The sequence below is a fragment of the Pseudalkalibacillus sp. A8 genome (genome assembly GCF_045920555.1).
GTDB lineage: Bacteria > Bacillota > Bacilli > Bacillales > Fictibacillaceae > Pseudalkalibacillus.
On record NZ_CP174509.1, the window covers coordinates 3,466,898 to 3,483,108 of the forward strand.

General features: G+C 40.7%; 17 protein-coding genes. 4 read left to right on the forward strand and 13 right to left on the reverse strand.

The features are described from left to right. Positions 1-12: 12 nt before the first annotated feature. Complete coding sequence (locus ACJROX_RS17875; RefSeq protein ID WP_408006558.1) at positions 13-480, reverse strand: HPP family protein; 468 nt, start codon at positions 478-480, stop codon at positions 13-15. Positions 481-677: 197 nt separating this feature from the next. On the opposite strand from ACJROX_RS17875, the gene ACJROX_RS17880 reads away from it, so the two are divergent. Beyond that, positions 678-896, forward strand: coding sequence for a hypothetical protein (locus ACJROX_RS17880; RefSeq protein WP_221565247.1), 219 nt, complete (start codon positions 678-680; stop codon positions 894-896). A gap of 2 nt (positions 897-898) precedes the next feature. Here the strand turns inward: ACJROX_RS17880 and ACJROX_RS17885 are convergent, their stop codons facing one another. The 5 genes from ACJROX_RS17885 to ACJROX_RS17905 form a co-directional block, all read right to left on the reverse strand. After that, a complete protein-coding gene (locus tag ACJROX_RS17885; RefSeq protein WP_408006559.1) occupies positions 899-1,366 on the reverse strand; it encodes a DUF2663 family protein in 468 nt (155 codons plus the stop codon). A gap of 69 nt (positions 1,367-1,435) precedes the next feature. Continuing rightward, positions 1,436-1,738, reverse strand: coding sequence for a hypothetical protein (locus ACJROX_RS17890; RefSeq protein ID WP_408006560.1), 303 nt, complete (start codon positions 1,736-1,738; stop codon positions 1,436-1,438). Between the two features lie 45 nt (positions 1,739-1,783). Next, positions 1,784-2,413 (reverse strand): type II CAAX prenyl endopeptidase Rce1 family protein, encoded by a 630-nt coding sequence (locus ACJROX_RS17895; RefSeq protein ID WP_408006561.1) that lies wholly within the window; start codon positions 2,411-2,413, stop codon positions 1,784-1,786. Further along, positions 2,406-3,902: a RecQ family ATP-dependent DNA helicase gene (locus tag ACJROX_RS17900; protein ID WP_408006562.1), complete on the reverse strand. Its 1,497-nt coding sequence runs from the start codon at positions 3,900-3,902 to the stop codon at positions 2,406-2,408. The genes ACJROX_RS17895 and ACJROX_RS17900 overlap by 8 nt, the downstream gene beginning before the upstream one ends. After that, entirely contained in the window at positions 3,892-4,980 is a 1,089-nt protein-coding gene (locus ACJROX_RS17905) for a helix-turn-helix domain-containing protein (RefSeq protein ID WP_408006563.1), read from the reverse strand. The genes ACJROX_RS17900 and ACJROX_RS17905 overlap by 11 nt, the downstream gene beginning before the upstream one ends. A 284-nt stretch (positions 4,981-5,264) precedes the next feature. Here ACJROX_RS17905 and ACJROX_RS17910 point away from each other — a divergent pair, with 284 nt between their 5' ends. The 3 genes from ACJROX_RS17910 (at position 5,265) to serA (ending at position 8,398) form a co-directional block, all read left to right on the forward strand. Then, positions 5,265-5,513, forward strand: coding sequence for a ferredoxin (locus tag ACJROX_RS17910; RefSeq protein WP_408006564.1), 249 nt, complete (start codon positions 5,265-5,267; stop codon positions 5,511-5,513). Positions 5,514-5,724: 211 nt separating this feature from the next. Further along, positions 5,725-6,213 (forward strand): inorganic diphosphatase, encoded by a 489-nt coding sequence (locus ACJROX_RS17915; protein ID WP_408006565.1) that lies wholly within the window; start codon positions 5,725-5,727, stop codon positions 6,211-6,213. Positions 6,214-6,823: 610 nt separating this feature from the next. After that, positions 6,824-8,398, forward strand: coding sequence for a phosphoglycerate dehydrogenase (gene serA, locus ACJROX_RS17920; RefSeq protein ID WP_408006566.1), 1,575 nt, complete (start codon positions 6,824-6,826; stop codon positions 8,396-8,398). Between the two features lie 100 nt (positions 8,399-8,498). Here serA and ACJROX_RS17925 read toward each other — a convergent pair whose 3' ends face one another. The 7 genes from ACJROX_RS17925 to resA form a co-directional block, all read right to left on the reverse strand. After that, positions 8,499-9,311 carry a histidinol-phosphatase gene (locus tag ACJROX_RS17925; protein ID WP_408006567.1) on the reverse strand — a complete coding sequence of 271 codons (813 nt, stop codon included), beginning with the start codon at positions 9,309-9,311 and terminating at the stop codon, positions 8,499-8,501. A 35-nt stretch (positions 9,312-9,346) separates the two neighbouring features. Then, on the reverse strand, positions 9,347-10,033 hold the full coding sequence (locus ACJROX_RS17930; RefSeq protein WP_408006569.1) for a peptidoglycan DD-metalloendopeptidase family protein: 687 nt from the start codon (positions 10,031-10,033) through the stop codon (positions 9,347-9,349). A 182-nt stretch (positions 10,034-10,215) separates the two neighbouring features. Continuing rightward, positions 10,216-12,015, reverse strand: coding sequence for an ATP-binding protein (locus ACJROX_RS17935; RefSeq protein WP_408006570.1), 1,800 nt, complete (start codon positions 12,013-12,015; stop codon positions 10,216-10,218). Continuing rightward, positions 12,012-12,731 (reverse strand): response regulator transcription factor, encoded by a 720-nt coding sequence (locus tag ACJROX_RS17940; protein ID WP_408006571.1) that lies wholly within the window; start codon positions 12,729-12,731, stop codon positions 12,012-12,014. Before ACJROX_RS17940 ends, ACJROX_RS17935 begins: the two co-directional genes overlap by 4 nt. A gap of 84 nt (positions 12,732-12,815) precedes the next feature. After that, a complete protein-coding gene (gene ccsB / locus ACJROX_RS17945; protein WP_408006572.1) occupies positions 12,816-14,003 on the reverse strand; it encodes a c-type cytochrome biogenesis protein CcsB in 1,188 nt (395 codons plus the stop codon). A gap of 15 nt (positions 14,004-14,018) precedes the next feature. Continuing rightward, entirely contained in the window at positions 14,019-15,638 is a 1,620-nt protein-coding gene (locus ACJROX_RS17950; protein ID WP_408006573.1) for a cytochrome c biogenesis protein ResB, read from the reverse strand. Between the two features lie 12 nt (positions 15,639-15,650). Then, the gene (gene resA, locus ACJROX_RS17955; RefSeq protein WP_408006574.1) at positions 15,651-16,178 is read right to left on the reverse strand and encodes a thiol-disulfide oxidoreductase ResA; all 528 of its coding nucleotides are present in this window, start codon (positions 16,176-16,178) and stop codon (positions 15,651-15,653) included. Between the last annotated feature and the right edge of the window lie 33 nt (positions 16,179-16,211).

Consider the following 16,211-nt stretch of genomic DNA (forward strand, 5'->3'; position numbering starts at 1 on the left):
GAAATTGCTTGGCTATCTCAGCAAGCCTGGCAATTCGGCCTTCTGCTTCTGATGAGGAGACGAAATACGGACACCCTTCCGATTCATACCGAAAGCACTTTGGAACTGTTCGAGGGTATCATATCGTGTGATGACACCTTTCAGATCACATGATTCATCAACAACCGCTACAAGTGGACGGTCCTTGACTATCAAAAGTATCTTTTCAAATATCTCTTCTTCATCGATGAAATCATCCTTATAATCAGCTATGTCGCCAGCAACAGTTGAACTGAGGAATTTCTCCCTTTCTGCGCCAGATTCGAAGAATGCCTTATAGATCCTGTTCAACGTTATGATACCTGTATATTTGTTACCATTGACGACTGGCATCCCATCGATTTGATACTGATCCAACTTATGTAATACATCTTTCAGAGTATCTGTACTTTCAACAACATATGCTTTCGCTTTTGGTATCATAATACTTTTAACAAACATCTTATCCCCCCTGATAAATTGGTACCTAACTCTTTTCGATAATACTTTAGGTAATTCCTACTAGGAGTTAAAAAATTTATTTTTTATCAGAATATTTAAACAAATGAGGTTGAAAATTATGTAAATTTCCTATAAGATTAAACTAAGAATTTGAGTATGAGAAAATTCAAAAAATTAAAGTTAGGAGAGGACACATCATGACCATATCCAAGTTTACGAATAAGTCTCTCGTTCTAGATCAGGATTTGGAATACAGCCAGAAGATCGGACTCCCAGTTGAAGTGTTTTGCATGAAAGAGTATGAAACAGTTGCATTTGGCAGAATTCAATTGATTACAAAAGATCACGTACAGATAAATGACCAGTTATTTTGCAGAAGCGAAAATGCCTTCTTCGGCTGTCCTTGTCCCATGTAGGATTATTTGTGATATAAGTTGATATCATGTTCACGTTTCAGCCAATCAAATACCTCATGTCTATGTTTCCATGGAACTGGTTTTTCCCACAGTTCTTCTCCTCGTTCTATTGTTGCTACCCTTAATTCTTCGTACTCGTTTTCAGCCTTGGTATGTTTTTTCTTGTAATGGACCATTTGAATCACACAAAAAACTCCTGCAATAAAGAGAATAAATAACAGCTTATCCTGTGTAAGACCACTCATTACATCCCGATTCGTCAAAAACATTCGTTCAAGAGCTGGAAGCTTGTAGAAGTAAGTGTATACAATACTGAAGAAAAGGACGACAAATAAAGATAAAGACCACTTCAATAAGAGTTGCTCAAATCGTTTTTCTTTTGTCCTTCGTTCAATCAAATTTTTGACCACTTCCAAAGTAACTTCTGAAACAAGATATTGTTTAAACTTCCAATACTGTAAGCCATCCATTTAGATTCCCTCCTATTCAAAACTATGCTAGGAGGGAATGCGGTATACATCAGTTCACCTGATGTTTTTTCATTTGATGATATTAATCAGTCGGACTGTATCTTTTTTCATTTCTTGATCCATGTCCATATCGGAGGATAAATAATAAACGATAAAGAAGATCATACATAGAAAAGAAATGACGATCCCCCGTGTAATCCATAAATGAAATTTACCTTGGCTAATCGTCTTTTTTTGCTGTGCTCCTGTACCTGAATGTTTTTCGCTTCTTGGAGGCAGATTCATAATATCCACTTCATTGCTATGTAAAGATGGATCAGCGATATCATTCACTTTTTCACGCAATAACGTGGCTTGATCTTGCTTCTCCAACTTGATGTCCTCCCTTTCAGAACATTTTCAACTCTTCAAACCTGCTCACTTTCCATTACCATCGTGGTTCCTTATACCCTTTGCTAAGCGGACAGAGAGAAAGTTATACCGGATGAACAATCCTAAGAGAAAATCAATTGCAATATGAATAAAGATCGGGATCAATAAATTTCCTGTGAAAATAAAGATAGCGCCTAACAAGAAACTTAACAATATGGCAAACAGTAATAAAACCGGTTTTGTAATATATCGAATATGCATGAGAGCGAATAACAAGCTTGCTGGGACATATCCTATATTCGTCTGTAACACACCTCGGAATAATAACTCTTCGCAAAGTCCGATGATAACCGTGATCAGAATCAAATGCAGCAGAGAGATGTCAGAAAAGATCCGTTCATTGATCCCGCCATCATCTATCCAACGCCTAGGAGCTTTTTTCCATAAAATCAGATCGATTAGTACAACAAGTATTATGACAGGAGTCGACCAGACGATGATCCTGATCCATTCCAGATGGAAAAGTGCGATCCAGTCTGCGAAATTTTGTTGAAAAAGAAAGGATAAAATCACCGTCAACAGGAGGAAAATCCCTTGAGTCAGGTATAAATTAAGGTAAAGATCTCGCTGTGATAATGATTTGATAAGTTCTTTCTGATTCAACCAATTAAACATTAACATTCTCCTGATGAAATATGAGAGAAAGTTCTTCTTCCCATGATTTCTTTTCTAGTCGGGACGATCTCTCTGTGGGTGTTTTGAAAGAATCAAGGGAAAAACCGCAAACATGACAACAGTTCAAAGGACGCCTGACCAGCTTTTCTGAAAAAGCACTTAATATTGATTCTCTTTTGCATTCCTTCGAGAAAATCCATTTCTTCATATATCGGATTCGTTCACGCTTTTCTTTAATCCTCATTTCTATGAATTCCACTAATTGATCTTGCCAGGTTTGGAAATCCTTCTCGTCTTCCATAAAGAACCTTTCAACGTGAAATTTCAAGAAACGTCCAGCTGTTTCGGAGAGATTCAAGCGCGTGATACCTTGTTGGAATAACGCCAAGTCAGCCTTGTCCCCGTCAACCAAATTACTGAAATTGTTTATGTCTTGTTTTGTAGGTAATTCTGAGGTGATGAGACGTTCTGGAATAAAATCATCATCCTCATGATAAAGCATCAAAGCAAGGCTTTCTTTTCCATCTCTTCCTGCCCGTCCAATTTCCTGCAAATACGATTCTATATTCGAAGGAAAATGGTAGTGAATGATGAATCGAATATCCGGTTTATTGATCCCCATCCCGAATGCATTTGTACAACAAATCACATCCAACTCATCATAAATGAATTGTTTTTGAATTAATAGACGATCGTCATTATCCATTCCGCCATGATAATATGCCGCTCTTTCCACTCCATTTCGCTTCAATGTTTCTGTTATGGTCTCAGTGGCAATACGGCTTGAAGTGTAAATGATGCCGGGACCTTTCAACGTTTGAACATAATGGATCAGGATTTTCATTTTTTCGATAGAACTATCTGCAATCTCAGTCTGGAAGGCGATGTTTGGCCGATCGACAGAATAAATGTGCATTTCCGGTTTGTCGAGATTCAAGAGCTTTATGATATCTTCCTTTACTTTTACAGTTGCCGTAGCGGTCAATGCTAAAATCGGTGGTCTGCCAATCCTTTTACAGACTTCACTGAGTTTCAGATAATCAGTTCGGAATTCATGACCCCATTGTGATATACAATGTGCTTCATCAACTACAAATAGAGCAACCTTCATTGTTGAGAGTGTATCGGACAGAATATCTGTCTGCAAGGTTTCAGGGGATACATAAAGGATTTTGTATCGTGAAAGATTCCGTAAAATATTCATTCGCAGATTATATGGCATCCCACTATGGAACGTACAAACCCTTTTTTCCCCTTGACGTCTTAACTGCTCTACTTGATCTTCCATCAAGGAAATAAGTGGAGATACGACGACCACAATACCTTCCAATAGATAAGCGGGAAGCTGGTAACAGATTGATTTCCCCGAACCTGTAGGCAGCATCGCAAACACATCGTTACCGTCCAAAACATCTTCGATTATTTCTCGTTGTCCTTGACGAAAGGTACGAAAACCGAATTTTTCGTATAAGATGTGATCAATCGACAATACCTATCCCCCCCTTATTATGCGGATGTCCGACTGCATGTTTAGCAAGTGTCAGCCGGATCTGAAAGTAATCAAAAGCCTCATCCAGTTCTTGTTTGATTTCTTTCAGTCTTTTCGTTCTTAATATTCTTGAAACCTCTAAAATACGCATCTGATCCGCTGCTGGTATGTATCTGTCAATATCCATCCCTGGAACATGGATGGCGAGTTCTACAATATGGTCTTCGATGGTACTAGGTTTCAATTTACGAATGGTAGCCACTTCTTCTAATTGAAGCCCTTTGTTGATCAATTGATACGTTTTCCTAGTAGATTCAGTAAGAGCGTGAGACTGCTTCATATCTGCCAGGAAAGCATAGAGGACCGGGTATGATTTCTGGCCTTCTAGTATCCTATCAACCATAAAATGGAGAGCTGCTTGAAAACGGACATGACATACCATTGGATCGAATTTTAATCTCTCAGCCACTTGTAAAGTGGTTTGGCCGATTCTGCCTGATCTAGTCAACCTAAGGACAACATTTTCTGCATCAGTGTCTTCCATCCTGCAAAGGAGTGTCATAAGCTCTTTGAACAGCAATGATGATGCCTTTGTACGACTCTTCTTATCTCTTGGAAAGAAGTGTTTGACCCATTGCAATGTGTCAGGATCATTTTGTATCGGATGGAATTGGTGGTCTTCATGCAGAATATGGGAGAGTGTCTGGACAAACAGTGTCAAACGCCGCCAGAATATAATACTAAGGTCTCCATAACGCCAACCATTCAAGAAAGGCGGGAGTGGTTGTCTTTCCAATTGTTCATGCAGCTTGATCCTGCCTGATTCCGACAAACGAGCATAGGTTCCATCATCTGTTTCAATCAAGCCATTATTATGTAGTTCGGTCATCTTTTCCTGGAAGTCATGGTAGCTGTATCGTTTTAATATTCCGAATAAATGTGATAGATCAAACAACCTGCCATCTTGGATAGTTTGGGATGATTTTTTACCGTTGAACAAATGATACAGACCTGAGGTAGTCCTCTCGCCGTTCAATCGATCAATACCCAATAGTAAAATGGAATCCAAATAGTTCATGCCCTTTTCACCTCCTGTCCCTTTATCCTCTATTGTATCAAAGAGAGTTTAAATTGGGACCGTTTTGGAAAAATTGGCTCATGTAGTCGTTAAACGCTTTCAAAGCCTTATTTGATAAGGATTCTCAATGAATTTAATTGTTGAAATCTCAAACTAACAGTTTTACAATAGTAACAAGGATAGAAAAATGGATTCATTTGGAGAATATGAACTGTTTTTTGAAATGATAATAAGATAGGTAATGAAAGAACAGATTCATAAATTTCTAGGAGGGTAATTTCGATATGCCAAAGTACACAATTGTTGACAAAGAAACATGTATTGCTTGCGGAGCTTGTGGGGCTGCTGCACCTGACATCTATGACTACGATGATGAAGGGATTGCATTTGTTACATTAGATGATAATCAGGGAATCGTGGAAATCCCAGATATTCTTCATGAAGATATGCAGGACGCCTTCGAAGGTTGCCCGACTGATTCAATCAAGATCGCGGATGAGCCTTTCGATGGAGATGCAACTAAATTCGAATAAAATATCACAAGTGACGTCTTCCTTTTTTCGGAAGGCGTCTTTTTAATCCTTTTACATTTTAAAATAACTGATATTCATTGTAAATTACGAAAAAACTCTTCTTGCATGAAAACAACTGTCCCCTTTTGTACGACCCTCAGTTTTCAAATGAATCTTGAATTGCTATAATAGGGTATTGTAAGTTATACATATTCTAAGGAGGTTCTATAGTATGGCAAAAATTGTCGACGCATTTATTGAAATTCCGACTGGAAGTCAGAACAAATACGAATACGATAAAGAAAAAGGTGTATTCAAGCTTGATCGTGTCCTTTTCTCCCCGATGTTCTACCCTGCTGAATACGGATATCTTGAAAATACACTTGCACTTGATGGCGATCCGTTAGATATCCTTGTCTTAGTGACAAATCCTACTTTCCCTGGCTGTGTGATCGAATCCCGCGTAATCGGATTCCTGAACATGATCGACAGCGGAGAAGAGGATGCAAAGCTTTTAGCAGTTCCAGTTGAAGACCCACGTTTTGATCATGTTCAATCGCTTGAAGACGTTTCAGAACATACACTTAAAGAAATCTCTCATTTCTTCGAACGCTATAAAGATCTACAAGGCAAGAAAACAGAAATCGGTTCTTGGGAAGGTCCCGAAAAAGCTGCTCAATTAGTTGAAGAATGCTTAAAACGCTATCAGGAACAAAAATAAATGTCTAGATTGAAAAAGACCTGCGGAATATCCGTAGGTCTTTTTTATCCAAGGCTTTGTTAAAGTCATTTGTTATATATTCAAAATTCACTTCCTTTCCGCAGGTGATCCGCAAGCCTCCTCACTTGCACAGGATGTCAACACAAAAATGAAATCATTTTCGTGTCTGCGATGAGAATTCTTAGAAGCTTTCCTTATGCTAGCTTCGACGTTCACCACAAGACCACGGACTCATATTCTATCCTTGTGGCTTTGCGCCGAGTAACCGCAGGCGCAGGACGTGGTGGTATTTAGTCGAAGTTCATTATTATACTCGAAGATCCTTAAATTGCTGCGGGATCTCGCCTGGCTCGCATTTCCCGCTGGAGTGTCGCGAATTCTGAAAAAATCAACATTACTATTTAACAAAGACTTATGTATAAAGGAGAATGACTTACAACTTAAAGAACCTATCCTACAGAATTTTATAAAACTTCATGTAAGCGCAACCAAGACTAATCCCTCGCCGATTTGTTTTTGCAAGATTTCTAAATCGTACAAATTTTCAGTTGACATACATTGTGAACAGTAGGAGAATCAGAAATTAATAATAGAAGATGAGGTGAAGAGTTTGTTTCAAATCGTGATAAGTGATCCAATAAGCAAAGCGGGATTAGAACCGCTTGTAAATACTGCAGGAATGAATCTTATTGAAAAAAATATCCATGAAGTAACCTCCAAAAAGGAAATCGACGCAATCCTTGTACGAAGTGGCACAAAAATCACTCGGGAACTCATCAACGAAATGCCAAAACTTAAAATCATCGCACGTGCCGGAGTCGGAATCGACAACATCGATTTGGATGCGGCCACCGAGCAAGGTATCGTCGTGGTAAATGCCCCAAACGGTAATACGATTTCCACTGCTGAACACACATTTGCAATGATGCTCACTTTAATGAGAAATATCCCTCAAGCGAATCGGTCTTTACGAAATTTAGAATGGAAGCGTTCGGCTTTCACGGGTCATGAAATTCATGGAAAGACCCTGGGCATCATCGGAATGGGTAAAATCGGTTCAGAACTTGCAAAGAGAGCACTATCCTTCGGGATGGATATCCATGTCTTCGATCCATTCCTTACAAAAGACCGTGCAAAAAAACTACAGGTGGAGCTTGTTTCTTTGGATCAGTTACTTCAAACTGCTGACATCGTGACGGTTCATACCCCGTTGAATGAGGATACAAAGAATCTCATCAATAAAGAGTCGATCAAAACAATGAAAAAAGGCGCTTATATACTGAATTGTGCACGCGGCGGAATTATTGATGAGAAAGCTCTCGTCGAGGCGTTGGAAGAAGGACAAATTGCTGGAGCTGCACTGGATGTCTTTTCAGAAGAGCCGTGTGCAAATGAATCTTTACTTTTACATCCTAATGTAATTGCGACTCCACATATTGCAGCGTCGACGACCGAAGCCCAGTTCAACGTCGCGAAACAAGTCAGCGAAGATGTTTGTAACGTGCTGCAAGGACAACCCGCACGTAATGCGTTGAACTATCCTGCGATTTCCCGTGACGTCCATGATTACATCTACCCGTTCATTGAATTGGCGAACCGTTTGGGAACGTTCTTATCTCATTGTATAAAGACACCGATAAAAGAAATACAGTTGACCTATTCAGGGGAACTGACCGAACATGAAACACTACCCGTTACGAGGAGTCTGTTGTCCGGCTTCCTTAATTCGCGTATCGATCAACCTGTCAATATCGTCAATGCCAACCTGATTGCCAAACAGCGTGGAATCACATATGGTGAAACAAAAGCATCTGAAACCTTCGGCTACTCTAGTCTGATTGATGTGAAAGTCATCGGGGAAAACCAAATGGTATCTATCCAGGGGACACTGCTTCCAGGACTTGGTGGAAGGGTAGTAAATCTGAATGGATTCGATATTGATTTCACCCCGAAAGGGCATCTCATCTTCATCACTCATAATGACCAGCCGGGAGTAATCGGTAAAGTCGGAGAAATACTCGGAAGACATCAGATGAATATCGCGACGATGCAGGTAGGGCGTAAAGAAGTGAGCGGAGGTGCTGCTATGGTGCTGACTTTTGACGAACCCCTCAACAGTGAGACAATCAAGGATCTACAAGAAAATACTGGCATAATAACACTTCTATCGATGTCGTTGGAATAAAATAAATGGGGTTGACTCTTGGATAAGAGCCAACCCCATTTTATATTTGTCTGTTACGGAATTTAGAGGACATATGTTCCGTTATTGTGGACAAAAATTCTTACTTCAGCAAGACTTCTTCCCGCTTTCCTTTATTAAACGTCATCAAATGGGTATATCCTGCTTCTTTTGCAAATTTGACTGCACGTTCATATGCAAACCCGACATGTTCAGGATAATGTGCATCTGAAGATAAAACAATTGGAATACCTTTTTGATGACACATTTTCAACAGATCTTCGTGAGGGTACATTTGTTTTACCGGTTTACGTAAACCAGCAGTACTGATCTCAACACAAGTTTTTGATTCTTTCAAAGCATCCGTTGCACGCTCATATTGTTCCAAGAGAAAATCATTGTCCTCAGGTACGTAGTTGAATATTTTCACAAGATCGATGTGGCCTAAAATATCGAACATATTGGATTGAGCTAATGTGACAACCTGATCGAAGTAACGACGGTATACATCAAACAGATCCCTTCGGTCCCATTCTTCTTTATATTCTGAAAGGTCAATACCAAAATCGTCGATCCAATGGATCGAACCGATAACATAATCGAAATCATATTGATCGATGAATCGCTTCATTTCTTCGTGCTTTCCGGGAGTATAATCCATTTCGATCGACATCTTCACATCTATATCCCGATCCCATGCTTGTCGGAACAAAGCCACATAGTCTTCCATATCGTAATAACGCCTAGCTTCAACCCACGGGTTAGAAAGGATGTCTGCAGTTTGATAAAAATGATAAGCATGTTCGGATATCCCGAAGTGATCGATCCCTTCTTTCACCGCTTTGTCTGTGAACTTCGTAAGATAATCCAGAGTCAGTGTCCCTTTTTCCAAATGGTTGTGATAATCTGTCCTCATGTTCTTTCGTTCCCCTCTCCCACTTTCGTTCGTTATTAGATCTTCTGTTTCAAAACATATAGAGTTTGGCCAACGATGATCAAGTTCGAATCGAGATCGTTCCATCCTATCAATTCATCTACTGAAACATCATACTTTTGCGAAATGCTCCATAAAGTATCTCCTTGAGCAATGGTAATCGCGACTTTTTCTTTGTTTTCGATATGGGGCGTATTGACATTGACTGCCTTTTGTTGATCCGTCAAATAAGCCAGAGGATCTACTGCGTTGGTTTTATTTATATTCCATTCATCCATATGGACTTCGAAATGCAAATGGTCCCCTCTGGATTTACCCGTGTTACCGATCAAGCCGATGATTGAACCTTTATCTACCTTCTCGCCTTCTTCAGCCAGTCGTTCACTCATATGGGCATACAAGGTTTCCATACCGTTCGGATGCTTAACAAATATGACATTTCCATAAGAATCGGAATAATAGGATTTGGTTATCGTTCCTTTTTCCACAACGCGTATCTCTTTCCCTTTTTCGGCAGCTATATCCACACCGAAATGAGACCCTTCTCGTGTACCGAAATGATCAGTCAACATACCTTCGACCGGCCAGTCCCATTTGATTTCCTCCTTGACCTTTGTTGAACTCTTAGCAGATACAATATCAGAATTCGCCATATAAGACAAAACAAAAAGCGTTCCCAGGAACAACATTAGTACTTTCTTCATATTAAAAAAACCTCCACAGTCTATTATCAAGTCTTGGACAGGCCAAGGGCACGATAATATCGTATGGAGGTAAACATTTTTTTATAACATAATCGATTAAAAATATTTCACGGAAGCTGCGTTCCTTGTAGTCTTCCTACCAATCTACCGTGTGGGTGTTACTCATGGAACAAGATTTATCGTCATTTTCCACTCTCATTCTTATTTTTTTGTGGAATGAAGAATGAAAATGTCGTACCTTCATCAATTTTACTATGAACAGAAATTTTCCCCCCATGAGCATCAATAATGTTTTTAACGATTGCAAGTCCCAGACCAGTACCGGAACGCCCTCTAGTCCGAGCTTTATCCGCTTTATAAAACCGTTCGAAAACGAATGGGAGATCCTCCTTAGGAATGCCTGACCCTGTGTCCATGATTTCAACGTTCAATCCGCTGGAAAGGCTTGTCACCTCCACGGTTACTTTTCCGCCTTTTCTGGTATGTCTTAATGCATTGTCTATCAGGTTCGTCATCACTTGTTCCAATCGATCTGCATCGGCCTCAACATGAGTCACTACTTCTGGTAGCTTCAATTCAATGTCGATCTCTCTTTCCCTGGCTAGTCCTTGGAATTTATGGACGACTCTAGTGAAAAATTCCCTGCCATCTATTTCAATCAACTCAAGGGATACGTGCCCTGCTTCCATCCGTGCAAGATCAAGCAGTTCATTGACCAAGCGTCCCATTCTTAGGGATTCATCATAAATGATCTGGGCTATATCCTTCTTTTCTTGTTCCGTTCCCGCAATGTCATCAATAATAGCTTCACTATATCCTTGCAGCATTGAAATTGGAGTTCTCAGTTCGTGGGAGACATTGGCTATGAAATCCTTCCGCAACTTATCGTGTTGACGCTCTTCCGTCATATCCCGGAATACAGCGACAGCTCCCCGGACATTCGATTGATTATATAGCGGCGTCATTAAGACGACCCAGCTTCTCCCTTGAAGATCGATCTCAGTCATTTGTTCACGTTCAAGATTCACAACACTTCGGAATAGGTCATTGATCTGTTCAGGGACTTCCTCTCCTTCCCGTTCTTCCATGCCCTGCTCATAATACCAAGCTTGTATGAACCGTTCCGCAGGCGGATTAGTAACGAGAATCTTCCCTTTTCGGTCAAAGGTGATGACGCCATCTGCCATACTGCTTAAAATACTAGACAACTGCTCTTTCTCTTGACTTAACGCATTGATGTTATTTTTCAAGTTGCGCCCCATTCGATTGAATGACAGGGCCAGTTCACCAATTTCATCATGAGTCAGGATCGGAACCTTTGTGTCGAACTTTCCTTGTGCAACCTCTAAGGCTGCTTCCCTCATCCTCCGGAGGGGGGAGGTGATCCGTGTTGATAAAAAGAAGGCAAAAATGGTAGTCAGGATGATTGCAATTCCTGCAGATAAGAAAATGATCTGCTTCGCTTTTTGATTTGTCTCTTCGATCAATTCTAATGATTGATAGATGAAAACCGCGCCGCGTTCATTTTCAGAAAGCTGTACAGGTTTACCCACTATCAATATCTCATTGTGTTCAGTCTGATCTCCTTTTTGTACAGGAAAATCACCTTGGACACTCACTGTCTCACCATTTTTCAACACTCTGGATAATTCCGGGTCCTCCCGGAACAGCGAATAGGGGAGTCGGGATAGATCCGTTTGCTCAGAGGAATGCGAATATTGTGTACGGTCACTGAGGATGACAATGTTGCTTGAATGCGCATCAACCAGACTGGATATAGTGTCCTTAGCCTCTTCAAATCGTTGATCACTTTGGATGATTTCCACCAGTGAATCTTCCAGCTGGGAAAGTTGCTTCTTCGCATTATCGACAATGAAATTCTCAAAGAATTGCATCAATAGTACTGTTAAAATGAAGAGGACCACGGATACAAGTAAAAGGATGGTCCCCCAGAGCTTGCCAACTACACTCCTCCAAATCATTCTTTTTCTTCTACCTCGAATTTATAACCTACACCCCAAACAGTTGAAATCATCGAGGCTGCATCAGGAGAGACCCGGTTCAATTTTTCACGAAGCCGTTTCACGTGTGTATCCACAGTTCGCAGGTCACCGAAGAACTCATAGTTCCAGACGTCCTTCAACAATTGTTCTCTCGAATACACTTTGTCCGGTGTCTTCGCTAAATATAGTAGCAGTTCATATTCTTTCGGTGTCAAACTGATCTCTTTTCCATCAGCTGTTACACGGTGAGCATCATTATCGATCGTCAAGTGAGGGAATACGATCACATCTTTGCTGACTGTGTCTGTATGTAGATATTTCGTTGCGGTAGAACGCCGTAACAGCGCTTTCACACGTAGAACGACTTCTCTCGGGCTGAATGGTTTGACCACATAATCATCTGCCCCTGCTTCAAAACCTTGTACACGATTCGATTCTTCACCTTTAGCTGTCAACATGATGATTGGAGTTGCTTTTTCTTTGCGAAGTTTTTCACAAACCTCGATTCCATCCATCTCTGGCAGCATCAAGTCAAGCAGAATGATATCAAATTCAGCTTCACTCGCTTCTTGCAAAGCTGTTTCTCCGTCTTCTGCTTCGACCACCTCGAAATTTTCACGCTCTAAATACATTCTTAGTAATTTCCGGATTCGTTCTTCATCATCGACAACTAAAACTCTTTGTTCTTTTTCCATTATTCTCATACCCTCCATCTTCTTACATACTACATATTCTTTCCAACTGTTAAGAAAACCTCCACTGAACGTGAAGGTTTTCTGTTATGCATAGGAATGCAAGCCTACAATTACTATATTGACCGCTATCAAGTTGAACATGATGATGACGAAGCCTAGCACACATAGCCATGCTGATTTTTCACCATGCCAGTCCCTAGCAAGCCTTAAGTGGAGATAAGCAGCATAAAAAAGAAATGTAATCAAAGCCCATACTTCCTTCGGATCCCATCCCCAGAATCGCGTCCAGGCTGCCTGAGCCCAGATCATAGCGAAAATCAATGCACCTAATGTAAAGACCGGAAATCCGATCGCAATAGAGCGATAACTGATTTCATCAACCAACTGCGTATTAATGTTTTTCATTAAAGGTTTTAAAGCTGCTCCTAAACGCTTTCTCAAAGAAAGCCTTAATAATAAGTAAAGAATGAGTCCGGAAAATAATGACCAGATGAACGTGTTCAGCTTCTTCGGTGCATCTACACCTTCCATCCATGCAGGTGCTTCGAACAGTGGTCCGAATGCATTTTCTGTCAGCTTCACTCCATCATGTGGACCAGCAATCGCTGGCATGTGATAGACAAGTTCTGCTTGATTTCCACTCTCGTTCACCCATTCAAAGCTCGCTTGATAATTTGTAGCTCCAAAGCCTAAGGACACGAGAATGAAGCCAAGTGTGCTGAGCAGAGTGTATAGGACAAATTCCAACCATCCTGTTTTCTTCGATCCCTTGCTCTGATCGATCGTAGCCACAAGATAAATCAACCCAGCTACAAAACTGATCGCTAAAATTCCTTCCCCTAAAGCTGCTGTCGTCACATGAATTTTCAACCAGTTGCTTTGAAGAGCGGGTATCAATGGTTCTATCTCTCTAGGGAACATACTCGCATATGCAATCACAAGAAGTGCGACGGGCATAGCGAATACACCAAGTACATTCAAACGATAAATGGCATAGATGATAATGAATCCGAATACCATCATCATACCGAAAAATGTCGTGAATTCAAAAAGGTTGCTGACAGGAGCATGACCAGCCGCAATCCACCGAGTGATGAAGTATCCCAACTGGCTTATAAATCCGATTATGGATAGGATATAGCCCCATTTCCCCCATCTATTCGATTTCGTGCCATCTTTTTCTTTAACCGTCAAGGAAACCACAAAAAGGATGGTCGCGATAAAGTAAATGAAAAATGCAATATATAATAAACTACTGCTTAACTGAGCCAAGAGTCTTCCTCCCTTCTAAGCTTTTTTCGACTCTTCCTGTTGGTCGACAAGCTGGTTCATATTGAGTTTTCCAGTTATGTCATCAAGTTCTCGTCTTATACCGTGCCAGTTTTTATTCGTGTGGACTGCCATCCAAACATCTTCTTCTTTCACTTTCACCCAAACACGGCGATGATTCCAATACAGTCCTTGAACGACTCCGAGCATAAAGATGATACCGCCGATCAAAATGATTGGCAATGTGTAATCCTTCTTCACAGTCAGTCCTGTTATGAACTCTGTTTCTACACCGTCGAAAGCGACTTTATATTGGTTATCACCTGAAGGATCGAGATTCTGACGGATTGCAATGAAAGCAACTTCTCCTTCTGGTGTTTCAGGCGTGAACATTTTGAAAATGAAAGCCGGATTGTTCGGTATATTGGTTTTCGTAGCCGGCTTTTTCGTTTCTTTATCAAAATAAAAATCAGGATAATAGCCTTGTAATTCCACACGGTTGCCATCTCCAAGATCAAATTCATCTTTCGGGTTTAATAGGTCGACCGAAAATGACCCGACCGCCTCATCTGTTTCAGAGTTTTGCAATTCGAAGTGCATGTGTCTCATTTCTTGTCGATAGTCTACTTGATAGAGGGAATAACCATCAAAATCAAGCGGTTTATTAACCTGGATCGAATAATCTTTTACTTCAGAGAGTTCGGGCTTTGCGCCAGGCAGCTTCTCATCTGCTTTATAAAGAGTGACATCACTCTGATAGTTTTTAGGCACAGGCTGCTGTACTCGGTTCAATGCATCCGAGAACCTTTCTTCCTTTTTATCGTAGACTTCAAAAGTAAATTTATCGTGTTTTAAATAATATTCTTGATCCGTACCTTTGATCGCTTTCGTTTCGCCCTCGCGGATCCACATATCTTCATCCAAATACATCCCTGGTACGATTCTAAGCATTGAACCCAGCAGGAAGATGATCAATCCGACATGGTTTACATATGGACCCCATCTAGAAAAACGCCCTTTTTCTGCTAAGATACTATTACCCTCTCTGCGTACCCGGTAGCGCTTTTCCTTCAACCTGAAAAGAATTTCTTCCATGAATTGCTCTTCATCTTCAGGTCGCTTAGTGATTGCGAACATCCGTTGTTTTTTAAGGAAGTTATCATGTTTCGCAACCCGCTGGTTCCGTAGGGAACGAAAGAGAGGAATCCCTCGGTCAATACTTGCAACCGTAATGGAGACGCCGATCAAGCCTAGCAAAAGCACAAACCACCAGGAACTATAAAGATTGTGGAAGCCTAATATATAATAGATTTCCCCAAGCATACCATACTCTTCTTCATAGTATGCTGCTGGATTGACTGTAGGCGGTATATACATCTGTTGCGGAAAGATCGTACCAATTGCAGAAGCTATCAGGGTGATGACGATGAGCCATACCCCTACTTTTACACTTGAGAAGAAATTCCATACCTTATCGACAGCATTTGTATTATAGGTTTGCGAACGTCGTGCTGTCCCTTCATACCTCATATTCAAAAGCTTATCGGGTGATTCTTCCTGTATCGGTTTACCACAAGCTTCACAAATGATCGTACCGTAGGGATTCAGATGGCCGCAATCGCATTTAATCTTATCCATTTGAACACCCCATTATGGCTTGATTTTTTCCATGTAGTTACGAACTAACGTATCATTCAGCTCTCCCGTGATTTTATCGACCACCTTGCCTTCCGGGCTGATCAAGTACGTTGCTGGCAAGTTACCAACACCGTATTCATCTACTACTTCACGTTGTTGGTCTAACAAAATAGGGAAAGTCAGATTTTTTTGTTTAGCGAATTTTTCTACCGTGAACTTCGGTTCAGCGATATCTACTGCCAGGACGACTACATCTTGGTCTTTATATTTGTCATACTGCCGTTGGATGGCAGGCATTTCTTTTTCACATGGCGGACAATATGTACCCCAGAAATTCAAGAAAACGCCCTTCCCTTTATAATCATTAAGCTCTACTTGATTACCTTCCAAATCTTCGAGGACAAAGTTCGGAGCTGTGTCTCCGGCTTTGACAGGTTCCTTTTTGTCATTGAAAACGGTGTTATAGAGTGTATATCCCAGGGCTAGGGCAATTACAACCAAAATGACAGAACGCATGATTAACCGTTGTCGTTTTTTCATAATGGCGATCGCTCCAATCTAATCTTCTACCCT